This window comes from Pseudomonas sp. PAMC 29040 (genome assembly GCF_003994535.1).
GTDB classification, from domain to species: domain Bacteria; phylum Pseudomonadota; class Gammaproteobacteria; order Pseudomonadales; family Pseudomonadaceae; genus Aquipseudomonas; species Aquipseudomonas paraversuta.
On the sequence record NZ_RZAA01000008.1, the window covers coordinates 39,588 to 63,808 of the forward strand.

The window sequence follows — 24,221 nt, forward strand, 5'->3', positions numbered from 1 at the left end:
TTGCCCGCCAAGACCTTCAGTGGATAGGGTGTTATGTCCGGAAAAGCGCAACAGCAGTCTCGTATCAAAGAGTTGATCACCCTCGGCCGTGAGCAGAAGTATCTGACTTACGCAGAGGTCAACGACCACCTGCCCGAAGATATTTCAGATCCGGAGCAAGTGGAAGACATCATCCGCATGATTAATGACATGGGGATCCCCGTACACGAGAGTGCTCCGGATGCGGACGCCCTTATGTTGGCCGATGCTGACACCGACGAAGCAGCTGCTGAAGAAGCAGCTGCCGCGTTGGCGGCAGTAGAGACCGACATTGGTCGTACTACCGACCCTGTACGCATGTATATGCGTGAAATGGGCACGGTAGAACTGCTGACACGTGAAGGCGAAATCGAAATCGCCAAGCGTATCGAAGAAGGCATCCGCGAAGTGATGGGCGCAATTGCGCACTTCCCTGGCACGGTTGACCATATTCTCTCCGAGTACACTCGCGTCACCACCGAAGGTGGCCGCCTGTCCGACGTTCTGAGCGGTTATATCGACCCGGACGACGGTATTGCGCCGCCCGCAGCCGAAGTACCGCCTCCTGTCGACCCAAAGGTGAAAGCCGAAGGTGACGACGAAGAGGACGAAAAGGAAGAGTCCACCGAAGAAGAGGAAGAGGTCGAAAGCGGCCCTGACCCGATCATCGCGGCTCAGCGTTTCGGCGCCGTTTCCGATCAGATGGAAATCGCTCGCAAGGCACTGAAAAAGCACGGTCGCGGCAGCAAGCAGGCAATTGCCGAGCTGGTTGCACTGGCTGAGCTGTTCATGCCGATCAAACTGGTCCCGAAGCAATTCGAAGGCCTGGTTGAGCGTGTTCGTAGCGCCCTGGAGCGTCTGCGTGCACAAGAGCGCGCCATCATGCAGCTGTGTGTACGTGATGCACGCATGCCGCGCACCGACTTCCTGCGCCTGTTCCCGGGTAACGAAGTCGACGAAAGCTGGAGCGACGCGCTGGCCAAAGGCAAAAGCAAATACGCTGAAGCCATTGGTCGCCTGCAACCGGACATCATCCGTTGCCAGCAGAAGCTGTCTGCACTGGAAGCTGAAACCGGCTTGAAGATTGCCGAGATCAAGGACATCAACCGTCGCATGTCGATCGGTGAGGCCAAGGCCCGCCGCGCGAAGAAAGAGATGGTTGAAGCCAACTTGCGTCTGGTGATCTCCATCGCCAAGAAGTACACCAACCGTGGCTTGCAGTTCCTCGACTTGATCCAGGAAGGCAACATCGGCTTGATGAAAGCGGTAGACAAGTTTGAATACCGCCGCGGCTACAAATTCTCGACTTATGCCACCTGGTGGATCCGTCAGGCGATCACTCGCTCGATCGCCGACCAGGCCCGCACCATCCGTATTCCGGTGCACATGATCGAGACGATCAACAAGCTCAACCGCATTTCCCGCCAGATGCTGCAGGAAATGGGTCGTGAACCGACCCCGGAAGAGCTGGGCGAACGCATGGAAATGCCTGAGGATAAAATCCGCAAGGTATTGAAGATCGCTAAAGAGCCGATCTCCATGGAAACCCCGATCGGTGATGACGAAGACTCCCATCTGGGCGACTTCATCGAAGACTCGACCATGCAGTCGCCAATCGATGTAGCCACCGTTGAGAGCCTTAAAGAAGCGACACGCGACGTACTCTCCGGCCTCACCGCACGTGAAGCCAAAGTACTGCGCATGCGCTTCGGCATCGACATGAATACCGACCACACCCTTGAGGAGGTTGGTAAGCAGTTCGACGTTACCCGTGAACGGATTCGTCAGATCGAAGCCAAGGCGTTGCGCAAGCTGCGCCACCCGACGAGAAGCGAGCATCTGCGCTCCTTCCTCGACGAGTGATACCAAAACCCCCGGCCCTGCCGGGGGTTTTGCTTTATAGCAACCTGCCCTCCCCGTTCTTTCGCCTGCCAGGCGCATGTCACGTACGCAGACCACTCCACGACTGCAACCTCTTGCCCCCTGCCTGCGAAGCCCCCCCCCCCCCGACAAAACCATCATTAGCGACGAGTGCCGAGACCTGGGCTCAACAGGATTTTCTTGCCGCACAAAGCTGCGAACGGATACAGACCCGCATCGCCAGCACGGCGCAAACCGCAAAAAATCGCAGAGACCATTGTTCACGCCTCTATTTCAGATTTTTCGGATAGCACTCACGAGAAACCATCGTTATAATCCGCGACCTACTGAGGGCCTATAGCTCAGTTGGTTAGAGCAGGGGACTCATAATCCCTTGGTCGTAGGTTCGAGTCCTACTGGGCCCACCATACTCAAAGCCGCGCACTGCGCGGCTTTCGTGTTTCTGGCTCCAGCGCAGCAGCGCTGGCTCGCCTGCGGCCAACACTTCTTCCGCCATCTGAAAGTCCCGGGCGCTTAAAACAACAGGCTGATCTATGGCGCCTGCAACCACGAGCCGTCAGGCCATGTACCATGACCACCCGCGTCACCAATGCCACAGGAGCCCTCCCTTGTCTGATGCCCACCCGCCCGCGCTGGATGAAACCGACCGCCAATTGATCGGGGCCCTGCAACTCAATGCCCGCGAAAGCGTGGCAATGCTGGCTCGCCAGCTGGGGATCGCGCGCACCACGGTGACCTCGCGGCTGGCACGACTGGAGAAAACAGGAGTGATTACCGGCTATGGCGTTCGCCTGGGCCAGCGACTGATTGATGGCGGACTTCAGGCCTATGTAGGCATCACCGTGCAGCCGCGCGCGGGCAAAGAGGTAGTCAGACGCCTGAGCGCCATGGCCCAGGTCCAGCAACTGTGTGCAGTCAGTGGCGAGTTCGATTATGTGGCCTGGCTTCGCAGCGACTCTCCCGAGCAGCTGGATCAATTGCTGGATCAGATTGGCAATGTCGAAGGTGTTGAAAAAACTACCACCTCGATCATTCTCAGCAGCAAAGTCGACCGCGGGTAACTTTTCAACCGTCCTACACAACAATATGCAGTCCATATTCGTCACATTGACCAATAAACAGTCATAACGACGACACATTGCGCCTTATTAACGTGTTCTGCGCTCCCTATCATGGTGCCTGTCTTTTCCTATACTCAGCGTTAAACGCGGGTCGCCAGCAGGTCAGCCATGAACAAGAATAATCGCCACCCCATCGACGGAAAAAAACCCATCACCATCTTCGGCCCGGACTTTCCGTTTGCCTTTGATGACTGGATTGAACACCCGGCAGGCCTGGGCAGTATCCCGGCCGACAAGCTGGGGACCGAAGTCGCGATCGTCGGCGCCGGCATGGCCGGAATGGTAGCGGCATACGAGCTGATGAAGCTGGGCCTCAAACCCGTAGTGTATGAAGCCTCAAAGATGGGTGGACGCCTGCGCTCGCAGGCCTTTGAAGGCAGTGAAGGGGTGATCGCCGAGCTGGGCGGCATGCGTTTCCCGGTGTCCTCGACCGCGTTTTACCACTACGTCGACAAGCTGGGACTGGAAACCAAACCGTTCCCCAACCCATTGACGCCCGCGTCGGGCAGCACCGTTATCGACCTCGAAGGCCAGACTTTCTACGCACAGAAAATGGCGGACTTGCCTGCACTGTTCCAGGAAGTCGCCGACGCCTGGGCCGATGCCCTTGAGTCAGGTTCGCGCTTTGGTGATATTCAGCAAGCCATCCGCGACCGTGACGTACCTCGCCTCAAAGAGCTGTGGAACACTCTGGTTCCGCTGTGGGACGACCGCACGTTCTACGACTTTGTTGCCACGTCAAAAGCCTTCGCCAAACTGTCGTTCCAGCACCGTGAGGTATTTGGCCAGGTCGGCTTTGGCACCGGCGGATGGGACTCCGACTTCCCGAATTCGATGCTCGAGATCTTTCGTGTCGTGATGACCAACTGTGACGACCATCAACACTTGGTGGTTGGCGGAGTTGAGCAAGTCCCGCTGGGTATCTGGCGTCATGCACCCGAGCGCTGCGCCCACTGGCCCGAGGGCACCAGCCTCAGCTCTTTGCACAACGGTGCCCCGCGCACCGGGGTCAAAGCCATCTCCCGCGCATCTGACGGACAGTTCTGCGTCACCGACAACCTCGGTGTAGTGCGCTCCCATGCAGCCATTTTGATCACCTGCCAAAGCTGGCTGCTGACCACCCAGATCGAATGCGAAGAATCGCTGTTCTCGCAAAAAGTGTGGATGGCCCTGGACCGCACACGCTACATGCAGTCCTCGAAAACTTTTGTCATGGTCGACCGCCCGTTCTGGAAAGACAAAGACCCGGAGACCGGCCGCGACCTGATGAGCATGACCCTCACCGATCGCCTGACCCGTGGCACCTACCTGTTTGATAACGGCGACAACAAGCCGGGGGTCATCTGCCTGTCGTATTCGTGGATGAGCGATGCACTGAAAATGCTGCCACACCCCGTAGAAAAGCGCGTGAAACTGGCGCTCGACTCGCTGAGGAAAATCTACCCCAAGGTGGATATCGCCAGCCGCATCATTGGTGACCCGATCACCGTGTCCTGGGAAGCCGATCCGCACTTCCTTGGCGCCTTCAAAGGGGCGCTGCCAGGGCACTATCGCTACAACCAGCGCATGTATGCACACTTCATGCAGCAGGATTTACCCGACGAGCAGCGCGGAATCTTCATTGCCGGCGATGATGTGTCCTGGACCCCCGCCTGGGTGGAAGGCGCGGTGCAGACCTCATTGAATGCGGTATGGGGCATCATGACCCACTTCGGCGGCAGCACCCATGCCGAGAACCCGGGGCCAGGCGATGTATTCCATGAAATCGGCCCGATCGCCCTTCCGGACTGAACACCGCCGTGATACTCCCATGACCCTTGAGTCTGGCTGACCCAAGGGTTATGGAAGTCACCGCCACAAACAGTCAGCACTTACACCGGAGAACCCCATGCGCGTCGCCCTTTATCAATGCCCGCCCCTGCCGCTGGATGTCGCGGGCAACCTGCAGCGCTTAGGCAATATCGCGCGGCAATCCAAAGATGTCGACTTGCTGGTGCTGCCCGAAATGTTCCTCACGGGCTACAACATCGGCGCCAGGGCCGTGGCCGAACTCGCACAGACCCACGACGGCGACGCTGCGCAGCAAATTGCCGAGCTGGCCAAAACCACCAACAAGGCGATCGTGTACGGCTACCCCGAGCGCGGCGCCGACGGGCACATCTATAACAGCGTGCAGTTGATCGATGCCCATGGCAAAAGCCTGTGCAACTACCGCAAGACCCATCTGTTCGGTGAACTCGATCACTCCATGTTCAGCCAGGGTCCCGATGCGTTCCCGGTTGTCGAGCTCAATGGCTGGAAGCTCGGCCTGCTGATTTGCTATGACCTGGAGTTCCCGGAAAATGCCCGGCGTCTGGCCCTGGCCGGTGCAGAACTGATTGTGGTGCCCACTGCCAACATGGTGCCCTACGACTTTATCGCCGATGTCACCGTGCGCTGCCGCGCCTTCGAAAACCAGTGCTTCGTGGCTTACGCCAACTATTGCGGGCATGAAGGAAATATCCATTACTGTGGTCAAAGCAGTATCGCCGCCCCCAACGGCCGGCAGGTTGCCCTGGCCAAACAGGACGAAACCTTGATTGCTGCGACCCTCGAACACCCGCAACTGCTGGCTGCCAAAACCGCCAATTCCTACCTCGCCGATCGCCGCCCAGAACTTTACAACGAGCTGACCAAGCGCTAATTGCCCGTAATCCGCTAGCATGAGCGCTTCTCTGTTCCGGAAGTGCCCATGCCTGCGCTGAACCACCCTCACACCCAACGCTCGACCCTGAACAACGGTCTGAGTCTTTCTGTACGCCATGAGCCGCGCCTCAAGCGTTGCGCGGCCGTATTGCGCGTTGCCGCAGGCAGTCACGATGTGCCCGCCGCCTGGCCCGGCCTCGCGCATTTTCTGGAGCACTTGCTGTTCCTCGGCACGGAGCGCTTCCCGGCACAAGACAACCTCATGGCCTACGTGCAACGCCATGGCGGCCAAGTGAATGCCAGAACCAGCGAGCGTCACACCGACTTCTTCTTTGAGCTGTCAGCCGATACCTTTGCCGGCGGTGTTGAGCGGTTGTGCGACATGCTCGCGCATCCGCGCATGAATCTGGATGAGCAACTGCGCGAACGCGAAGTACTGCATGCCGAATTTATCGCCTGGGCTCGTGAGCCCTCGGCACAGCACCAGCTAAAACTGCTGCAACCCCTTAATCCGGCACATCCGCTCAGGGCTTTCCATGCCGGTAACCGTTACAGCCTGCCAATACCTCGCCAGAGTTTTCAGCAGGCGCTGCAGGACTTTTACCAAGAGTTCTATCAAACCGGGCAAATGAGCCTCAGCCTGACGGGGCCGCTATCCGTAGATCAACTGACCGCACTGGCTGAACACAGCTGCGCCGATCTACGACGCGCAGAAACCGTTGTACAGAGTGCACCCCCCAAATTGATGACTGATGCCGGGCCGGGCTATCAACACATCGATGGCCAGCACCTGAACCTGATGTTCGCCTTCGAGCAGCTGCCGCCCGCCTCCAGACAGGCCCTGGACTTTCTGTGCCACTGGATCAATGCCGATAAACCCGACGGCCTGGTGGCCCGGCTATGCCAGCAGCAACTGATCACTAACCTGAAAGCTGCGGTGCTGTATCAGTTCAAGGGGCAGGCCCTGTTGCAAATCGAGTTCAGCGCAGCTGCCGAGATCACTCAGACCGCAACACAGATAAGCGAGATGTTCTACGACTGGCTGGCGTTCTTCAGCACTCAACAAGACTGGCCCGCTCTGCGGGAGGAGTTTCGTTTACTGCAACAGCGTCAGATGGAAGTTTGTGGCGCAATGGAATTGGCCCGCCTGGACTGCGAGCAAGCTGAGGGGCCGTTGTCGGATCAAGCCGTGGCGGCACTTAAAGCCATACTGGGGCAGATGCAGCCCGTGCCGGTCTCGACCTGCCGGTACACCTGGCAATTGCCGGCGGCCAATCCATTTTTGCGCGCAGCGAAAGAGCCGGTCAATGCCGGCCTGATTCGCGGGCAAACCAGTGCTCACCGTGGCTTGCGCACCTTTGCTCAGGACCGTTTGCGCAGCCGTCGCGATATGTCCGCAATGAACTTCAGTTCGGCGGTGCCTGCCCATAACGGCGAAGCAGCGATTTACCTGCGCTGGCGCTTGCACGCAACACCTGCAGACGGCGTGCTGTCAGGCCTGGAAAACAGCCTGCGCCCACTGCAGCAAGATGCCCGCGCGGCCGGTGTCGAACTGTCGTTCAGCCCTTGCGGCAATGACTGGCTGCTGAAACTGCAGGGCTTTCAGATGCCCATGCCCGCCATTCTCGAACACGCTCTGCGCGCACTGGCTACGCCCTCGACCGGGCCATTGACTAACGCCCCCCCTGCCAGGCCATTGATACCCATTCGCCAATTGCTCAAGCGCCTGCCAGAGGTCTGCCAGCCTGGTAGCGACTATGTGGCCGGCGATCTGCAGCAGTGCTGGGCCACGGCGCAGTGGGACGGGCTGGCTGTCGGTTTGCCCGCCGCCACCCAGTCGCTGATCACAGCGGCACTGGCCAGAGTTCCCGGCACCCCGGATGCACAGATCAGGCAGGAGCCCGAATCTGCAAACCGGCACTTCTGGCACACCGAACCCTGCGATTCCAGCGAACAGGCCCTGCTACTATTTTGTCCTGCGCCAGTGGGCAACCTCGGCGCTGAGGCGGCCTGGCGCCTGCTGGCCCATATCGCTCAAACCCCGTTCTATCAGCGGCTAAGGGGCGAGCTGCAATTGGGCTACGCGGTGTTCAGTGGTTTGCGCCAAATCAATGGCCAGACCGGCCTGCTGTTCGGCGTGCAATCACCCCACGCCTCAACGGCTGAAATCTTCGGGCACATCCGGACCTTTCTCGCCGATTTGCCGCAATTGGTCAGCTCGCTGGATGAAACTTCTTTCACCCAGGCTCGTGATGCCTTGGCACGGCAATTCTCGACCGAGGCCCTGGGCGCGCTCCAGGCCGCTGAGCTGTTGTGGCAAGCCAAACTGGCAGGCCACCCGTCGGATTACCTCGAGGCCCTCTACGCCGCGCTTCTGGCGCTGGAACCAGGCACTACACTGAAAGCGGCACAGCACATTGCCCAGGCTGATATCGGCTACTTGTGCCTCGCAACACACAATGCAACTGAAACGTTTTATCAGGGGAGAAGCTGATCGTTACCATCTGTGTAACGAGCTTTTTCCGACATTGGTCGTTCAAGAACGGTCTGATTTAGTAACATGATCGCCTAAGCACAGGAACGACTCCCTCGGGAGCCGGACTAACGTTAGAGACCCCACCCACTACCGCTGAAGGAGTTACCTCATGGCTTGGACAAAACCTGCTTACACTGATCTGCGTATTGGCTTCGAAGTCACCATGTATTTCGCTAGCCGTTGATCTGCGCTGCTTCTGTGCACAACAGAGCTGAGCAGAGCAACCCAACGCCTCGGTTCGCCGGGGCGTTTTTATTTTCAGAATTGCAAGAGAGCATGCCATGTTTGTCCAGATTCTAGGTTCCGCCGCTGGCGGCGGCTTCCCGCAGTGGAACTGTAACTGCGTCAACTGTGCGGGTTTTCGCGATGGCACGCTGAACGCCAAGGCCCGAACCCAGTCCTCGATTGCAATCTCCGATGACGGCGTGAACTGGGTTCTGTGCAACACGTCACCCGACATTCGTGCGCAACTGCAAAGTTTTGCCCCCATGCAGCCAGGCCGCGCCCTGCGTGACACGGGGATCAGCGCCATTGTTCTGATGGACAGCCAGATTGACCACACCACAGGCCTGCTGAGCCTGCGCGAAGGCTGCCCCCATGACGTGTGGTGCACCGACATGGTTCATGAAGACCTGAGCACCGGCTTCCCGTTATTCACCATGCTCAAGCACTGGAACGGCGGTCTCAACTGGCACCGCATCGAGCTTGAAGGCACGTTCACCATCCCGGCCTGCCCGAACCTGCGCTTTAGTCCACTGCCCTTGCGCAGTGCTGCGCCGCCCTATTCTGCGCATCGCTTCGACCCGCACCCCGGCGACAACATCGGCTTGATCGTCGAAGACCTGCGCACCGGCGGCAAACTGTTCTACGCCCCGGGACTGGGCAAGGTCGACGGGCCATTGCTGGACATCATGGCCGGCAGCGACTGCCTGCTGGTGGACGGCACGCTGTGGGACGACGACGAAATGCAGCGCCGTGGCGTCGGCACCCGTACCGGTCGTGAAATGGGCCATCTGGCACAAAACGGCCCCGGTGGCATGCTCGAAGTGCTTGAGCAATTGCCCGGGCAGCGCAAAGTCCTGATCCACATTAACAACACCAACCCGATCCTCGACGAAGACTCTGCCGAACGTGCCGAACTGGCCCGCCGGGGGGTTGAAGTGGCCTTTGACGGCATGAGTATCGAGCTCTGACCCGCAAAACCCTGTAGTCGCAGCCAGCGGCAGCGACTGCAAAAACGTATTTTCTGGAGGCACCATGACCCACGCCCCTCTCAGCACCACCGAATTCGAAGCCGCCCTGCGGGCCAAGGGCGCCTATTACCACATCTATCACCCTTATCAGGTGGCGATGTACGAAGGCCGCGCGACCCGCGAGCAGATTCAGGGCTGGGTCGCCAACCGCTTCTACTATCAGGTGAATATCCCGCTCAAGGACGCCGCGATTCTGGCCAACTGCCCCGACCGGGAAGTACGCCGCGAGTGGATTCAGCGCATGCTCGACCACGACGGCGCCCCCGGCGAAGACGGCGGTATCGAAGCCTGGCTGCGGCTGGGCCAGGCAGTAGGGCTGGACCCGGAGCAACTGCGTTCCCAGGAACTGGTCCTGCCCGGCGTTCGCTTTGCCGTGGATGCCTATGTCAATTTCGCCCGCCGCGCCAGCTGGGAAGAAGCCGCCAGCAGCTCCCTGACCGAGATGTTCGCGCCGCAGATCCACCAGTCACGGCTCGACAGCTGGCCGCAGCACTACCCCTGGATCGATCCTGCCGGCTACGAGTACTTCCGCACCCGCCTGGGCCAGGCCCGGCGCGATGTGGAGCATGGGCTGGCGATTACCTTGCAGCACTACACCACTTACCAGGGTCAGCAACGCATGCTGGAGATCCTGCAGTTCAAACTGGACATTCTCTGGAGCATGCTCGATGCCATGACCATGGCCTACGAGCTGGACCGCCCGCCCTATCACAGCGTGACCGACCAACGGGTCTGGCACAAAGGAATCACCCTATGAGCTTCGATCGCAGCAAAATCCCGACCTGGCGCCAGGGCTATCGCTTTCAATACGAGCCCGCGCAAAAAGGCCATGTGCTGCTGTACCCCGAAGGCATGATCAAACTCAACGACAGCGCGGCATTGATCGGTGGCCTGATAGATGGCCAGCGTGACGTATCCGCCATTATTGGTGAACTGGACCAACAGTTCCCCGGCGTACCCGAGCTCGGCGCAGACATCGAGCAATTTATGGAGGTCGCTCGTGCAGAGCACTGGATCGAACTTGCCTGACAGCCGTATCCCGCCCAAACCGGAAATCGGCCTGCCGCTCTGGCTGCTGGCCGAATTGACCTACCGCTGCCCGCTGCAATGCCCCTATTGCTCCAACCCGCTGGACTTCGCCCAGCAGGGCAAAGAGCTAAGCACCGAGCAATGGTTCAAGGTGTTCCGTGAAGCCCGGGAAATGGGCGCCGCCCAGCTCGGTTTTTCAGGGGGCGAACCGCTGGTGCGTCAGGACCTCGCCGAGCTGATCGCCGAAGCCCGCAAGCTGGGCTTCTACACCAACCTGATTACTTCCGGCATCGGCCTCACCGAGCAGAAAATCAGCGACTTCAAAAAGGCCGGCCTGGACCATATCCAGATCAGTTTCCAGGCCAGTGACGAACAGGTGAACAACCTGCTGGCCGGTTCGAAAAAAGCCTTCGCGCAAAAACTTGAAATGGCCCGCGCCGTGAAGGCCCACGGCTACCCGATGGTGCTGAACTTCGTCACCCATCGGCACAATATCGACAAGATCGATCGCATTATCGAGCTGTGCATCGCCCTTGAGGCCGACTTCGTCGAGCTTGCCACCTGCCAGTTCTACGGCTGGGCCCAGCTCAACCGGGTCGGACTGCTGCCGACCAAAGAACAGTTGGTGCGGGCGGAGCGCATCACCAATGAATACCGGGCCAAACTGGCCGCCGAAGGCCATCCCTGCAAACTGATTTTCGTCACCCCGGACTATTACGAAGAGCGACCCAAGGCCTGTATGAATGGCTGGGGCAGTATCTTTTTGACCGTGACACCTGACGGCACCGCCTTGCCGTGTCATGGTGCACGGCAGATGCCGGTCGAGTTCCCCAACGTACGCGACCACAGCATGCAACACATCTGGTATGACTCCTTCGGCTTCAATCGTTTTCGAGGCTATGACTGGATGCCCGAGCCTTGCCGCTCGTGCGACGAGAAGGAAAAGGACTTTGGCGGTTGTCGTTGCCAGGCCTTCATGCTCACGGGCGATGCCAGCAATGCGGACCCGGTTTGCAGCAAATCGCCACAACACGACTTGATTCTCAAGGCGCGCGAAGAAGCCGAGCACGCCACCCAGACCATCGAACAACTGGCGTTCCGAAATGATCGAAACTCACGTCTCATCGCAAAAGGCTGAACCTTTCAGTGCCGCACTCGCCGTAGCCGCCGGGGTCGATTTCGCAGAGCTGCGGGTCGGCCCAAAAGGGCTGTTCTGGAATGAGTACCGCCCCACCGACGCGGCCTGTCGCATCTGGCACTGGCGCGACGGCCAGGCACATTGCCTGACACCCGAGGGTTTCAGTGTTCGCAGCCGGGTCTACGAGTACGGCGGCGGCGCGTTCTGCCTGAGCGATAACGGGGTGGTGTTCGTCAACGAATCCGACCAGCAACTGTATCTGCAAACCCTGGATGACAAGGCCCCCCAGGCCCTGACCCGGGGCATTTGCCGCTATGGCGATGTGCAATACGCTGACGGGCACATACTGGCCGTCGAGGAAAATGTCGAAACCCATCGACTGGTGAGCATCAGCCTCAAGACCCTTGAGCGCCGGGTACTGGCTGAAGGCGCCGATTTCTACGCGGCGCCCACCCTGAGCCCAGACGGTCAACGCCTGGCCTGGATCGAATGGAGCCGGCCGCATCAGCCGTGGACGTCGACCCGCCTGATGCTGGCGGAAGGCAACATCGATGGGCACTGGAATACCCCACGCTGCATCGCCGGAGATCTGCGCGAAGAGTCACTGCAACAGCCGCGCTTCGACGAATACAGTCGCCTGTATTGCCTTACCGATCGCGCCGGCTTCTGGCAGCCCTGGGCACAATTTGCCGAAGGCCTGATACCTGCGCCAAGTGCCGCCGCCGATCACGCCCCGGCACCCTGGCAACTGGGCGCAAGCACCTGGCTGCCCCTGGGCGACAAGGCCTATCTGGCCAGCTGGACCGAGGCCGGTTTCGGACGCCTGGGCATCCATACGCCTGACGGCCATCTTGAAGATTACACCGCTGACTACAGCCGCTTTCGCTCCCTGGCGCTGGATGATGAGTTCATCTATTGCATTGCCGCATCACCGGTCAGCCCCTCGGCCGTCATTGCCATCCGCCGCCACGACAAACAGATCAACGTTTTGGCCGGTGGCATTGCGCCGCTCCCCCCCGGGCAAATCAGCCGGCCACATACCCTGCGCTACCCGTCCGGGGGCGGCGAAGCCCATGGCTTTTTCTACCCGGCAATGCACGGCGAAACCAAACCGCCATTGCTGGTGTTTGTTCACGGAGGCCCGACATCGGCCTGCTACCCGATGCTTGACCCGCGTATCCAGTACTGGACCCAACGCGGCTTTGCCGTCGCCGACCTGAACTATCGCGGCAGCAGTGGCTATGGCCGGGAATATCGCCAGGCCCTGCATCTGCAATGGGGTGAAGTGGATGTTGAAGACGCCTGCGCCGTGGTCAGCTACCTCGCGGCACAGGACTTGATCGATGGCGAACGCGCGTTTATTCGTGGCGGCAGCGCGGGTGGCTACACCACCTTGTGCGCGCTGGCATTCCACAATGTCTTCCGCGCGGGCGCCAGTCTGTACGGGGTCAGCGATCCGGTCGCCCTGGCACGCAGCACCCACAAGTTTGAGGGCGATTACCTCGACTGGCTGATCGGCGACCCGCAACGGGATGCCGAACGCTACGCGGCCCGCACCCCGTTACTGCACGCCAGCCAGATCCGCGTGCCGGTGATTTTCTTCCAGGGTGAGCTGGACGCCGTGGTGGTCCCGCAGCAGACCCGGGACATGCTCGAGGCGCTGCAAGACAACGGCATCCCGGCCCGGGCGCATTACTATCCCGATGAACACCACGGGTTTCGCAAGGCCAAAAACCAGGAACACGCACTGGAACAGGAATGGTTGTTTTATAGCGAGTTGCTGGCCAGATAACCCTTGGACTGCACACCACCTGCAGGAACGAGCTTGCTCGCTCCTGCAACGTCAGCGGCGCATCAGGAAGTTCCGGCCTCACGTTAGCGCTTGGCGATGATCCACACCGCGTGCACGATCCCCGGGATGTATCCGCACAAGGTCAGCAGAATATTCAGCCAGAATGCGCCGGCAAATCCCACTTGCATGAACACGCCAAGTGGAGGGAGCAAGATCGCAAAAATGATTTTAATAAGGTCCATGAGTTCAGCTCCCAATTAATAGCGGGCCCAATCGAGCCCTACAGTTAATCGACTGCGCACGTGATTAAAAGGTTCAGTCGGCACTCATCCGGGACAAAAAAACGCCCCGTGCCAAACAAAACTGGCACAGGGCGCGCGGTACACCGCGAGACGGTTCATTGAATTCTGTATGGCTCTAGGTTCTGCGGCACTGCAATTGTGCTGTCCGTACCCGGGCAAACGCCCGGGCCAGACGCAGCAGCATCTCATCGATGTTGCCTTTACTGACACACAGCGCAGGGGTGAAACGCAGACAGTCGGGCTGCGGAGCGCTGATCAGCAAACCTTCGTATAACGCCGCCTTTACCACTGCCTGCGCCGAATCATCCGACAGGGTCAGCCCCCAGAACATGCCCTGACCACGCAGTTCGCCCTGGGCATAACGGCTTGCCAGACGGGCCAGCCCCTCGCGCAAGTAGTGACCGGTGTCCCGCACCTGCTGCAAGAAACCTTTTTCCAGCAGCGTCTCAAGCACCGCACCACCGGCAGCGGTCATCAATGCATTGCCATGATGGGTGCCACCCAGCTCTCCCGGTTCCAGGCAACAGGCCTTGCCCCGCGCCAGTAACGCGGCCAATGGCACGCCGCCGCCCAGGCCTTTGCCCAGGGTTACGATGTCGGCACGTACGCCGTAGTTCTGTTCTGCCAGCAAGGTGCCACAGCGGCCCATACCGGTCTGGACTTCATCCAGAATCAGCAAGATGCCCAACTCGCGACACAGGCGTTCGACGCCCTTGAGGTAATGCCCGGTCGCCGGAATCACACCGGCATCGCTCTGTACCGGCTCCAGCATGATGGCCACGGTCTGCGCATCGACGGCGGCGTGCAGCGCCGGCAGGTCGTTGAACGGTACGTTGATAAAGCCCGGCAATTGCGGTTCAAAGCGATTATCAAAGGTGCCGCAGCCTGAGGCGGACATCGCGCCAAAGCTGCGACCGTGGCAACTTTGGGTGGCGGTAATAACTCGGTGGGCACCGCCACGATGCAACTGGCCCCACTTGCGCGCCAGTTTGATCGCGCCCTCGTTGGCCTCGGCTCCGGTATTGAGAAAATGCACTTGGTCACTGCCGGTGCTTGCGCACAAGCGCTCGGCCAGGCCCAACATGCCCGGATTGTAAAAAGCCGACCCGGGATTGATCAGTGCCTGCGCCTGATCTGCCATCGCCTTGATCAATACGGCCGGGCTATGCCCCAGGCTATTGACTGCACCGCCCTGGTAAAAGTCCAGATAAGCACGGCTTTCACTGTCCCACAGCCACGACCCCTGGCCCCGCACAAAGACTTGAGCCGCGCGCTCCACGCTGGGCATCAGGCAGGCCCGGGACTGGCGGCTGTCATGAACTGACGGAACGGACTCAGCCTCCAGCAGGTGATGGCTGGATCGGGGGCGACGCAGGTTGAACAGGTTCATGCAGGCAGACCTTGTGCTCATAAGCAGATCCGATTTGCAACCGGAGTCTTGTGCATGAGTGACAACGCCACCGGCAAAACCTATTGCCTTTCCTATGCAAAAAACCTCGTGCAAATCAGTAATCTTCTGGCTCTCAGGCTCTACGGCCCTTGTGGAATGGGGGTAGACTAGGCGTCGTCGGGCCTTTGAGCCATTTCGTTTTTTAAGCATTTTCGATAAGCATTACTTATGGATTTCAAGCAACTGCGTTATTTCGTCGCGGTGTACGAAGAAGGCCATGTGGGCCGTGCTGCCGAGCGTTTGTCCATCTCGCAACCGGCGCTCTCGCAACAGATACGCCACCTGGAGCACAACCTCGACGTCAGCCTCTTTGAGCGCAGCAGTAAACGCCTGCTACCGACGCTCGCGGCGCATACCTTGTACAACCACGCCTTGCCACTACTCGATGGTCTGCAACGGGCCAAAGAGGCTCTAAGCAACTTCCAGGGCCAGGCCCTGCGCACCATTGCCATCGGCGTGCTGCAAACCGTGCATACCAGCCTGGTGCCGCAAATGCTCGAACGCGTGCGTCAGGCCCAGCCGCATCTGGTGGTGCAAATCTACGAACTGACCGGCATCGAGATTGAACGGCGCCTGCTCAATGGTTCCCTCGACATCGGGATCAGCTATCTGCCGCCACGTCAGCCGGGGCTGAACGGCATGTTGCTGTACGAAGACGAGTTGCAACTGGTGATTCCGGCCGACCATCCGTTACGCGAATTCAAGAAGGTGTCACTGACCCAGGCTGCCGAACTGCCGATGTTGCTGCTGGGGGAGGAGTTTCAGGTGCGGCAAATCTGGAAGAGCCAGCTCGCGAGCCTGGGCCGTCGGCCACAGGTTCAGGCTGAGCTGAACACCATGGCCGGAATTCTCGAAAGCCTGCCCCATACCAGGCTGGCGACCGTACTGCCGGGGCGCTCGCGCCAGGAACATGAAAATCAAGTACTGCTCTGGAAGCCCCTCAGTGAACCGCGGGTGCCGCTGAAGGTGGGGTTGGTGTGTCGCGATGTACAGCGCCAGCAAGCGACGCTCGAATTACTGCGCACATTGCTGGAAGACGTGAGGCATCCCAAGGATGCAGCGCTGTTGTAGTGCAAACCGGCTTGCAGCGGTGCAGCAAGGGCGGCCATCTGAACAAAAACGATGATGCCATCGCCGCCAGGCCGGCTCCCGCAGGACATCTATTGTCAACCGGGGCCCAGCAAAATTCAGACGCACAAAAAAGAAAACCCCGCCTAGGCGGGGTTTTGCAGACTGTTTCCCTGACATCCTTTTCACTCCGCCTTCCTGGCAGAATCCTACGTGTCCCTGTTGTTGCTTTGAGCTTCCTGCTCTACGTCCCTGATAAGTAGATTACCCATGGATCCAATCTGGCGATATGGGCGAATGGCAGTACGCCATGTAAGCAAATGCTTACATGGCTCTGAAATGATTTCAGAAGTGCGCTTCATCCAGCAGGTAAAGCGACTCGCTACCAGCCTTGACCGAGGCGCTCAGCGAGTGAATACGTGGCAGCAAACGCGCGAAGTAGAAGCGTGCAGTGCCCAGTTTGCTGACATAAAAGGCTTCTTCGGACTCTTTGCCCAAAGCAGCCTTGGCCATCAATGCCCACATGTAGGCATAGGTCGTGTAACCAAAAACCTGCAGGTACTCGACCGATGCCGCGCCGATTTCATCGGGATTATTTTGCGAGCGGTCCAGAACCCAGGCCGTCAGTTGGTCAAGGGTGTCCAGAGCGGCCGCCAGGGGCTGGGTAAACTCGCTCAAGTCGCTGGATTGCGCTGCGATGAACTGGCGGATTTCATCGGCAAACATCCGGTAGTAAGCCCCGCGGTTGCCAACCACCTTGCGGCCCATCAAGTCCAGCGCCTGAATGCCGTTAGTGCCTTCGTAGATCTGGGTGATACGCACATCGCGCACCAGTTGCTCCTGACCCCACTCACGAATATAGCCATGGCCGCCAAACACTTGCTGGCCATGCACGGTGGTTTCCAGCCCCAGATCGGTCAAAAAGGCCTTGGCCACAGGGGTCAGTAACGCCACCAGGGCATCGGCCCGTTCACGCGCCGCCGGGTCTTCGCTGAACTTGGCAATATCCAGCTGATTGGCGACATAGGTGGAAAATGTACGTCCGCCTTCGTTGCAGGCTTTCATGGTCAGGAGCATGCGGCGTACGTCAGCATGAACGATGATCGGGTCAGCCACTTTGTCCTTGGCCTGAGCGCCGGTTGCAGCACGCCCTTGCAGGCGGTCGCGGGCGTATTCCACCGCGTTCTGATACGAGCGTTCGCCCGAGGCCAGGCCCTGAATACCGACGCCCAGACGCTCGTAGTTCATCATGGTGAACATCGCGGCCAATCCACGGTTGGGCTCGCCCACCAGATAACCCACGGCTTCGTCGAAGTTCATGACGCAAGTGGCTGAAGCCTGAATTCCCATTTTGTGTTCGATGGAACCACAGGTAACCGGGTTGCGCTCACCCAGGCTGCCATCGGCATGCACCATGAACTTGGGCACCAGAAACAGCGAAATGCCTTTGGGCCCCGCCGGAGCATCCGGCAGTTTGGCCAGGACCAGATGGATAATGTTTTCGGTGAGGTCGTGCTCGCCACCGGTGATGAAAATCTTGGTGCCACTGACTTTGTAGGAACCATCAGCCTGAGGCTCGGCCCTGGTGCGAATAATCCCCAGATCGGTACCGGCATGTGGCTCGGTGAGGCACATGGAGCCCGCCCACACCCCCGAATACATATTGGGCAGGTAAGTGGCTTTCAACTCTTCATTGGCGTGAGCGTTGATCGATACACAGGCCCCGGCCGTCAGCATGGGATACAGGCCGAAAGCCAGGCTGGAGGAGTTGATCATTTCTTCAACCTGGGCCGATACCGACTTGGGCATGCCCATTCCGCCGAACTCGGGGGCGCCACCCACGCCGACCCAACCGCCTTCAGCGTAGGTCCTGTAGGCGTCGACGAAACCGGCTGGCGTCGTGACTACGGTGTCTTTCCAGTGGCAGCCTTCTTCGTCGCCGCTGCGGCTCAACGGCGCGATGCTTTTGGCAGTTACTTTGCCCGCCTCCTCAAGAATGGCTTCAACAGTTTCAACATCGACGGTTTCTGCTAATGCAGGCAATTGCGCCCAAAGAGAGGCGACCTCGAAAACCTCATTGAGGACGAAGCGCATATCGCGCAGGGGCGCTTTGTAATCAGCCATGGCAAACCTCGTAATCTGTAAACGTTGGAGCCCGTAGGGCAATTGAAACCGGCACTCAGTCTAGCTTAACGACGATAGTGATACATAGGGTCAAGCTGTGACCAGACATAATATTTAAGTCATGCCCTGCAGGAGCGAGCTTGCTCGCGAGGCGTTTTTATAAAAAGCTCGCGAGCAAGCTCGCTCCTACAAGGGGGATGTGGATGGCGCACAATAAAAAAGCCGCGTCCCCTGGGGAGAAGCGGCTTTTTCAGATGACTCGCCGGGCTTAGTAGCCCAGGTCGAAGTCTTCTTCTTTCATGTCCATCAGGTTGCCTGCGCCCGAAAGCATGGTGGCAACGTGGGTACGGGTACGCGGCAAGATGCGCTGGAAGTAGAAACGTGCCGTTTGCAACTTGGCTTTATAGAACGCTTCTTCGGACGTGCCCGCTGCCAGCTTTTCAGCCGCCAGACGCGCCATGTCAGCCCAGAAATACGCCAGGCAGGCATAACCGGAATACATCAGGTAGTCGACCGAGGCCGCACCCACTTCTTCGCGGTCTTTCATGGCTGCCATACCGACCTTCATGGTCAGCTCGCCCCATTCCTTGTTCAGTGCAGCCAAAGGTGTCACGAACTCCTGAACGGCTTCGTTACCTTCATTGGACTGGCAGAACTTGTGCACGATCTTGGTGAAGCCTTTGAGCGCTTCGCCTTGAGTCATCAGCACTTTACGGCCCAGCAGATCGAGTGCCTGGATACCGGTGGTGCCTTCGTACAGCATCGAAATGCGGCTGTCGCGAACGTTCTGCTCCATGCCCCACTCAGCGATAAAGCCGTGGCCGCCATAGATTTGTACGCCATGGTTGGCGGATTCAAAGCCGACTTCAGTCATGAACGCTTTAGCGATTGGAGTCATGAACGCCAACAACGCATCGGCTTTCTTTTTCTCGTCTTCATCAACGCCGTATTTCACGATGTCGACTTGCTTGGCGGTGAAGTAAACCATCGCGCGGTTGCCTTCGGCGAATGCCTTCATGGTCAACAGCATGCGACGTACATCCGGATGAACGATGATCGGGTCAGCAGCCTTTTCAGGTGCCTTGGGCCCGGTCAACGAACGCATTTGCAGGCGGTCGCGAGCGTACTTCAGGCCGCCCTGGAAACCGATCTCGGCGTGGGACAGACCCTGCAGGGCAGTGCCCAGACGGGCCGTGTTCATAAAGGTGAACATGCAGTTCAGGCCTTTGTTCGGCGGGCCGATCAGGAAACCTGTTGCACCGTCGAAGTTCATCACGCAGGTGGCGTTACCGTGGATCCCCATTTTGTGCTCAAGGGAGCCACAGGAAACCGCGTTGCGCTCACCGAGGCTGCCATCGGCGTTAGCGTTGAACTTGGGCACGATAAACAGCGAAATACCTTTGGTACCCGCCGGTGCATCCGGCAGGCGCGCCAGAACGATATGGACGATGTTGTCGGCCATGTCGTGTTCGCCGGCCGAGATGAAAATCTTGGTCCCGGAGATTTTGTAGGAACCATCAGCCTGAGGTTCAGCCTTGGTCCGCAGCAGACCCAGGTCGGTACCGCAATGGGACTCGGTCAGGCACATGGTGCCGGTCCACTCGCCGGTAACCAGCTTGCTCAGGTAGGTATTCTGCTGCTCGGGAGTACCGTGCTCAGAGATGGTGTTCATCGCACCATGGGACAGGCCCGGGTACATGCCCCACGACCAGTTGGCCGCACCCACCATTTCGCTGACTGCCAGACCCAGAGACTCCGGCAGGCCCTGGCCGCCGTGTTCTACGTCGTGAGCCAGGCTAGGCCAGCCGCCTTCAACGAATTGTTTGTAGGCTTCTTTAAAGCCGGTAGGCGTTTTAACCCCGGATTCACTCCAGGTGCAGCCTTCGATGTCACCCACGCGGTTCAGCGGTGCCAGCACTTGCTCACAAAACTTGGCGCCTTCTTCAAGAATGGCGTCAACCATATCTGGAGTAGCGTCCTGGCAAGCCGGCAGGCTCTGATAATGCGCTTCGTAACCGAGCAGTTCGTCACGAACGAAGCGAATATCACGCAAGGGGGCCTTGTAGTCAGGCATAGCGATAAACCTCTGCTGATGAATCCGGGGATGAACAACCGCGTGAATTTGTTATAGCGGTCAAACAGTTGTTTGAAACATACGTTTACGCCCATTTATTGTCAAGCAGCGCTATGCCGCCGTTCGTCTTGGGCATGATCGATACCCTTATATATCGGGCCCGGCAGCAAATTGTGGGAGCCGGCTTGCCGGCCATCGCTTCAGCGTATTGCCACAGGCGCACCCGTCCCCAGGATCGCTGGCAAGCCAGCGCCTGAAGGGAGCAGTCACATGGGGAACAGAGCTTAGTCCAGCAAATCCAGCTGCAGATGCTCGGCCACAGCCTGCGCCGAGGCGCTCTTGAGCTTTGGCACACGGCCCAGGCAGGGAGCCGGGAGACGCTCGGCCAGGGTGGCGAGGTTTTCTTCAAGGCGGGAGGTCTTCGGACCAATGATGTTGGCCACCCAACCGGCCAGTTGCAGGCCATCCCGGGCAATCGCCTCGGCCGTCAACAGGGCATGGCTGATGCAACCCAGGCGTACGCCCACCACCAGAATCACCGGCAGATCCAGTGCCTGGGCCAGATCCGACAAACTGTCTTGCCCGGACAGCGGCACGCGCCAGCCTCCGGCGCCTTCAATCAGAGTGAAATCCGCCTGCCGGGCCAAAATCTGGCGCATGGGCGACAACAACGATTTCACCGTCAGCACCACCCCGACTTCGCGCGCAGCAATGTGCGGAGCGATGGCCGGTTCGAATGCCACGGGGTTGACCTCGTCGTAGCTGAGCTTGATTGAACACTCTGCCATCAGTGCCAGCGCGTCGGCGTTACGCAAACCTTCAGGGGTGTTGTCACAGCCCGAAGCCACCGGCTTGCCCGCCGCCGTGCTCAATCCGGCCTCGCGTGCGGCATACAACAAACCTGCTGCAATCGTGGTTTTGCCAACGTCGGTGTCGGTGCCAGTAATGAAGTACCCAGGGCTCATCGCGCTTTCTCCAGAATCCCGTAGACCACCTGATAGGTTGCCGGTAGTCCCGCAGGTTGACGAAACTGCTCGTACGCACCCACCAATCCCTGAAGCCGTGCCCTGCCGGTCAGCCCTTCGGGGCGACCGGGGTTGAGATTATGCGCCCCCAGAGCCTTCAGCTCATGGGTCAACTGGCGCACTTGCGGGTAGTGCAGCACATGCGCCTGATTGTGCAGGCCGAGTACAGCCAGGCCGCTACCGGCGCACAGCTGTTGATAGGTCTCGAATTCACGGAAGCGATTGACGTGAACCTGACCATCCACCGCCCGCCAGCTGTCACGCAACTCGCGCAATGTACCCACGCACAAACTGGCAAAGGCAAACACGCCTCCGGGTTTGAGCACCCGCCGGGCTTCGCTGAGCACGGCATTGAAATCGGCACACCATTGCAACGCCAGGCTGGAAAAAATCAAGTCACAACTGCCGGACTGCAGCGGCAGGCTTTCGGCATCCCCTGCAATAAAATGCTGGGCACCGCCCTGGGGCCGGGCGAACGCCAGCATGCCCTGGGCGATATCCAGCGCCAGCCCCTCACTGTGAGCAAAACGCTGCCCCAGCACCCGGCTGAAATAGCCCGTGCCACTGCCCAGATCCAGCCACCGCTCAGGCTTGAGATCTGCCGGTAAGCGGCTGGCCAGTTCATGACCTACTGCACGCTGCAGTTCAGCCACGCTGTCGTAGCTGGCTGCCGCCCGGGAAAACGAAACGGCCACCTGACGCTTGTCCGGCAAGGGATTGGCGTGGGTTGCAACACTCAAATCAGTCATCGCCCGACTCATGTAAAAAACCCTGGATCGCCGCCGCCAATTCGTGGGGGGCTTCCAGCAGGAATGCATGACAGGCCTGTTCAATCAGACCCACTTCGACATCTGGTAACAGCGCCAGCACATCGCTTGCGGCCTGTACCGGCACCAAGCCGTCAAGCCCGGCGAACAAATGCAATTGCGGACCGTTGAACGCCTGCAAGGCACTGCGCGTATCGAGCTTGCCCAGTAATTCCAGGCCTGCGAGCAGGATGTCCGGCTGCGCTTTGGGCGCGCCGCCCAACAGCTGGCTGGCCAATGCACGGGGCTCGGCCGAGCCCTGGCTGCATAACAGACAAAAGCGTTTCAGGGTGGTGTTGGGTGCTTCGCGAAAACCGCCAAGAAAGAGCTCGAAGGTAGCTGCCGGCATGCCACTGGGCCAGTCGTCACGGCTGACAAAGCTGGGGTTGCTGGCCAGGGTCACCAGCCCGCAACAACGCTCACCCCGGCGGGCGGCCAGCTCCGTGGCAAGCATGCCGCCCAGCGACCAGCCGCCCAGCCAGACGTTGTCGGGCAGTGTTGCATCCAGCTCATCGAGCCAGTCTTGCAACGTGGTCGACGCCAGCACCGGCAGCGGTTCGATTTCAACCCGAAAGTGCTCGTCCAGGCCTCGCAACGCTGCGGCCAGGGGCTCCAGCGGTGAAACCCCAAGGCCCCAGCCCGGCAGCAAAATCAAACGGTCACGCATGGTCGGGCTCCAGCTTGCGCCAACAGTCAGCGAGTGCATTTAACAATAGCTGCACCTGCGCCTCTGTGTGAGCGGCCGACAACGTCACGCGCAATCGCGCACTGCCTGCCGGCACCGTTGGCGGACGAATCGCGGTCACCATCAATCCGCGTGTGCGCAGCATCTGTGACAGGCGAATCGCCCGGCCACTGTCGCCAATCATGATCGGCTGGATCGGAGTAAAGCTGTCCATCAGCTGCAGGCCAATCTGCTCGGCACCACGGCGGAACTGACTAATCAATTGCTTGAGGTGTTCACGGCGCCAGTGTTCGGTGCACAACAGCTCGAGGCTTTTCAGCGTGGCACAGGCCAGCGCCGGTGGCTGGCTGGTGGTGTAGATGTAAGGCCGGGCGAACTGGATCAGGCTTTCGATCAACTCTTCGCTGCCGGCCACAAACGCACCGCTGGTGCCAAATGCCTTGCCCAGGGTGCCGACCAGCACCGGAACATCGTCCGCGCTCAGGCCGAAGTGCTCGACAATCCCGCCGCCATTGGCGCCTAACGGGCCGAAACCATGGGCATCATCGACCATCAGCCATGCGCCTTTGGCTCTGGCCTGGCGGGCCAGGGCAGGCAGGTCAGCCAGATCACCGTCCATGCTGAACACGCCATCAGTCACCACCAGCGTATTACCGCAAGCCTTCTCCAGCCGCGCGGCCAGACTGAGCGCATCGTTATGCAGATAACGATTAAACCGCGCGCCGCTCAACAAACCGGCATCCAGCAGCGAAGCGTGATTGAGACGGTCTTCCAGCACCGTATCGCCCTGCCCCACCAATGCCGTGACCGTGCCCAGATTGGCCATATAGCCATTACTGAACAACAGCGCCCGCGGGCGACCGGTGAACTCGGCCAGCGCCTCCTCCAGTTCGTGATGCGGTGTGCTGTGGCCGATCACCAGATGGGATGCCCCGCCGCCCACGCCCCAGCGCGATGCCCCGGCCTGCCAGGCTTCGATGACCTGGGGATGATTGGCCAGACCGAGATAGTCGTTATTGCAAAAAGCCAGTAACGGCTGGCCGTCGACCATTACCTGTGGCCCTTGCGGGCTCTCAAGCAACGGGCGCTGGCGATACAAGTGGTCGGCCCGACGCGCGGCCAGGCGGGCGCTTAGATCAAAAGACATGCTGGCCTCGAAAACAGATGGCGCACAACCTGCAGGAGCGAGCTGCCCCCTGTAGGAGCGAGCTTGCTCGCGAGCTTTTAAACAACC

20 protein-coding genes and 1 tRNA gene are annotated in these 24,221 nt (G+C 59.5%); 13 read left to right on the forward strand and 8 right to left on the reverse strand.

Going from position 1 to position 24,221, the window contains the following annotated elements:
• Positions 1 to 33 precede the first annotated feature (33 nt).
• The 12 genes from rpoD to WG29040_RS15660 all read left to right on the forward strand — a co-directional run bounded on the left by rpoD (position 34) and on the right by WG29040_RS15660 (position 13,453).
• Positions 34 to 1,881 carry an RNA polymerase sigma factor RpoD gene (rpoD, locus tag WG29040_RS15605; protein ID WP_003444517.1) on the forward strand — a complete coding sequence of 616 codons (1,848 nt, stop codon included), beginning with the start codon at positions 34 to 36 and terminating at the stop codon, positions 1,879 to 1,881.
• A gap of 348 nt (positions 1,882 to 2,229) precedes the next feature.
• Positions 2,230 to 2,306: transfer RNA gene (locus WG29040_RS15610), tRNA-Ile, on the forward strand.
• 201 nt (positions 2,307 to 2,507) lie between these two features.
• Positions 2,508 to 2,960, forward strand: coding sequence for an Lrp/AsnC family transcriptional regulator (locus WG29040_RS15615; protein WP_010656665.1), 453 nt, complete (start codon positions 2,508 to 2,510; stop codon positions 2,958 to 2,960).
• A 168-nt stretch (positions 2,961 to 3,128) separates the two neighbouring features.
• Positions 3,129 to 4,811 carry an NAD(P)/FAD-dependent oxidoreductase gene (locus WG29040_RS15620; protein WP_127196503.1) on the forward strand — a complete coding sequence of 561 codons (1,683 nt, stop codon included), beginning with the start codon at positions 3,129 to 3,131 and terminating at the stop codon, positions 4,809 to 4,811.
• A gap of 97 nt (positions 4,812 to 4,908) precedes the next feature.
• Positions 4,909 to 5,703 carry a carbon-nitrogen hydrolase family protein gene (locus tag WG29040_RS15625; protein ID WP_003444520.1) on the forward strand — a complete coding sequence of 265 codons (795 nt, stop codon included), beginning with the start codon at positions 4,909 to 4,911 and terminating at the stop codon, positions 5,701 to 5,703.
• 48 nt (positions 5,704 to 5,751) lie between these two features.
• On the forward strand, positions 5,752 to 8,199 hold the full coding sequence (gene pqqF, locus WG29040_RS15630) for a pyrroloquinoline quinone biosynthesis protein PqqF (RefSeq protein ID WP_127196504.1): 2,448 nt from the start codon (positions 5,752 to 5,754) through the stop codon (positions 8,197 to 8,199).
• Positions 8,200 to 8,350: 151 nt separating this feature from the next.
• Complete coding sequence (gene pqqA, locus WG29040_RS15635) at positions 8,351 to 8,425, forward strand: pyrroloquinoline quinone precursor peptide PqqA (RefSeq protein ID WP_003444522.1); 75 nt, start codon at positions 8,351 to 8,353, stop codon at positions 8,423 to 8,425.
• A 97-nt stretch (positions 8,426 to 8,522) separates the two neighbouring features.
• Entirely contained in the window at positions 8,523 to 9,434 is a 912-nt protein-coding gene (gene pqqB, locus WG29040_RS15640) for a pyrroloquinoline quinone biosynthesis protein PqqB (RefSeq protein WP_004419441.1), read from the forward strand.
• Positions 9,435 to 9,498: 64 nt separating this feature from the next.
• Positions 9,499 to 10,251 carry a pyrroloquinoline-quinone synthase PqqC gene (gene pqqC, locus WG29040_RS15645; protein WP_004419443.1) on the forward strand — a complete coding sequence of 251 codons (753 nt, stop codon included), beginning with the start codon at positions 9,499 to 9,501 and terminating at the stop codon, positions 10,249 to 10,251.
• Positions 10,248 to 10,523, forward strand: coding sequence for a pyrroloquinoline quinone biosynthesis peptide chaperone PqqD (pqqD, locus tag WG29040_RS15650; protein ID WP_127196505.1), 276 nt, complete (start codon positions 10,248 to 10,250; stop codon positions 10,521 to 10,523). Before pqqC ends, pqqD begins: the two co-directional genes overlap by 4 nt.
• Complete coding sequence (gene pqqE / locus WG29040_RS15655) at positions 10,516 to 11,661, forward strand: pyrroloquinoline quinone biosynthesis protein PqqE (RefSeq protein ID WP_004419448.1); 1,146 nt, start codon at positions 10,516 to 10,518, stop codon at positions 11,659 to 11,661. Before pqqD ends, pqqE begins: the two co-directional genes overlap by 8 nt.
• Complete coding sequence (locus WG29040_RS15660) at positions 11,627 to 13,453, forward strand: S9 family peptidase (RefSeq protein WP_127196506.1); 1,827 nt, start codon at positions 11,627 to 11,629, stop codon at positions 13,451 to 13,453. Before pqqE ends, WG29040_RS15660 begins: the two co-directional genes overlap by 35 nt.
• Before the next feature lie 83 nt (positions 13,454 to 13,536).
• Here WG29040_RS15660 and WG29040_RS15665 read toward each other — a convergent pair whose 3' ends face one another.
• Complete coding sequence (locus WG29040_RS15665) at positions 13,537 to 13,695, reverse strand: YqaE/Pmp3 family membrane protein (protein ID WP_004419451.1); 159 nt, start codon at positions 13,693 to 13,695, stop codon at positions 13,537 to 13,539.
• 175 nt (positions 13,696 to 13,870) lie between these two features.
• Complete coding sequence (locus WG29040_RS15670) at positions 13,871 to 15,145, reverse strand: aspartate aminotransferase family protein (RefSeq protein WP_010656669.1); 1,275 nt, start codon at positions 15,143 to 15,145, stop codon at positions 13,871 to 13,873.
• Between the two features lie 228 nt (positions 15,146 to 15,373).
• On the opposite strand from WG29040_RS15670, the gene WG29040_RS15675 reads away from it, so the two are divergent.
• The gene (locus tag WG29040_RS15675) at positions 15,374 to 16,276 is read left to right on the forward strand and encodes a LysR family transcriptional regulator (protein ID WP_004419455.1); all 903 of its coding nucleotides are present in this window, start codon (positions 15,374 to 15,376) and stop codon (positions 16,274 to 16,276) included.
• A gap of 342 nt (positions 16,277 to 16,618) precedes the next feature.
• Here WG29040_RS15675 and WG29040_RS15680 read toward each other — a convergent pair whose 3' ends face one another.
• The 6 genes from WG29040_RS15680 to bioF all read right to left on the reverse strand — a co-directional run bounded on the left by WG29040_RS15680 (position 16,619) and on the right by bioF (position 24,134).
• On the reverse strand, positions 16,619 to 18,397 hold the full coding sequence (locus WG29040_RS15680; protein ID WP_127196507.1) for an acyl-CoA dehydrogenase C-terminal domain-containing protein: 1,779 nt from the start codon (positions 18,395 to 18,397) through the stop codon (positions 16,619 to 16,621).
• A gap of 268 nt (positions 18,398 to 18,665) precedes the next feature.
• On the reverse strand, positions 18,666 to 20,471 hold the full coding sequence (locus WG29040_RS15685; protein ID WP_004419459.1) for a phenylacyl-CoA dehydrogenase: 1,806 nt from the start codon (positions 20,469 to 20,471) through the stop codon (positions 18,666 to 18,668).
• 284 nt (positions 20,472 to 20,755) lie between these two features.
• Positions 20,756 to 21,436 (reverse strand): dethiobiotin synthase, encoded by a 681-nt coding sequence (gene bioD / locus WG29040_RS15690; protein WP_127196508.1) that lies wholly within the window; start codon positions 21,434 to 21,436, stop codon positions 20,756 to 20,758.
• Positions 21,433 to 22,245 (reverse strand): malonyl-ACP O-methyltransferase BioC, encoded by an 813-nt coding sequence (gene bioC / locus WG29040_RS15695; protein ID WP_004419463.1) that lies wholly within the window; start codon positions 22,243 to 22,245, stop codon positions 21,433 to 21,435. Before bioC ends, bioD begins: the two co-directional genes overlap by 4 nt.
• Positions 22,238 to 22,969: an alpha/beta fold hydrolase gene (locus WG29040_RS15700; protein WP_004419465.1), complete on the reverse strand. Its 732-nt coding sequence runs from the start codon at positions 22,967 to 22,969 to the stop codon at positions 22,238 to 22,240. Before WG29040_RS15700 ends, bioC begins: the two co-directional genes overlap by 8 nt.
• Complete coding sequence (bioF, locus tag WG29040_RS15705; RefSeq protein WP_127196509.1) at positions 22,962 to 24,134, reverse strand: 8-amino-7-oxononanoate synthase; 1,173 nt, start codon at positions 24,132 to 24,134, stop codon at positions 22,962 to 22,964. Before bioF ends, WG29040_RS15700 begins: the two co-directional genes overlap by 8 nt.
• Between the last annotated feature and the right edge of the window lie 87 nt (positions 24,135 to 24,221).

Coding starts and splice junctions, on each gene's coding strand:
- rpoD (WP_003444517.1), top strand. CDS start 34: ATGTCCGGAAAAGCGCAACAGCAGTCTCGTATCAAAGAGTTGATCACC.
- WG29040_RS15620 (WP_127196503.1), top strand. CDS start 3,129: ATGAACAAGAATAATCGCCACCCCATCGACGGAAAAAAACCCATCACC.
- WG29040_RS15625 (WP_003444520.1), top strand. CDS start 4,909: ATGCGCGTCGCCCTTTATCAATGCCCGCCCCTGCCGCTGGATGTCGCG.
- pqqF (WP_127196504.1), top strand. CDS start 5,752: ATGCCTGCGCTGAACCACCCTCACACCCAACGCTCGACCCTGAACAAC.
- pqqB (WP_004419441.1), top strand. CDS start 8,523: ATGTTTGTCCAGATTCTAGGTTCCGCCGCTGGCGGCGGCTTCCCGCAG.
- pqqC (WP_004419443.1), top strand. CDS start 9,499: ATGACCCACGCCCCTCTCAGCACCACCGAATTCGAAGCCGCCCTGCGG.
- pqqD (WP_127196505.1), top strand. CDS start 10,248: ATGAGCTTCGATCGCAGCAAAATCCCGACCTGGCGCCAGGGCTATCGC.
- WG29040_RS15660 (WP_127196506.1), top strand. CDS start 11,627: ATGATCGAAACTCACGTCTCATCGCAAAAGGCTGAACCTTTCAGTGCC.
- WG29040_RS15665 (WP_004419451.1), bottom strand. CDS start 13,695: ATGGACCTTATTAAAATCATTTTTGCGATCTTGCTCCCTCCACTTGGC.
- WG29040_RS15670 (WP_010656669.1), bottom strand. CDS start 15,145: ATGAACCTGTTCAACCTGCGTCGCCCCCGATCCAGCCATCACCTGCTG.
- WG29040_RS15675 (WP_004419455.1), top strand. CDS start 15,374: ATGGATTTCAAGCAACTGCGTTATTTCGTCGCGGTGTACGAAGAAGGC.
- WG29040_RS15680 (WP_127196507.1), bottom strand. CDS start 18,397: ATGGCTGATTACAAAGCGCCCCTGCGCGATATGCGCTTCGTCCTCAAT.
- WG29040_RS15685 (WP_004419459.1), bottom strand. CDS start 20,471: ATGCCTGACTACAAGGCCCCCTTGCGTGATATTCGCTTCGTTCGTGAC.
- bioD (WP_127196508.1), bottom strand. CDS start 21,436: ATGAGCCCTGGGTACTTCATTACTGGCACCGACACCGACGTTGGCAAA.
- bioC (WP_004419463.1), bottom strand. CDS start 22,245: ATGACTGATTTGAGTGTTGCAACCCACGCCAATCCCTTGCCGGACAAG.
- WG29040_RS15700 (WP_004419465.1), bottom strand. CDS start 22,969: ATGCGTGACCGTTTGATTTTGCTGCCGGGCTGGGGCCTTGGGGTTTCA.
- bioF (WP_127196509.1), bottom strand. CDS start 24,134: ATGTCTTTTGATCTAAGCGCCCGCCTGGCCGCGCGTCGGGCCGACCAC.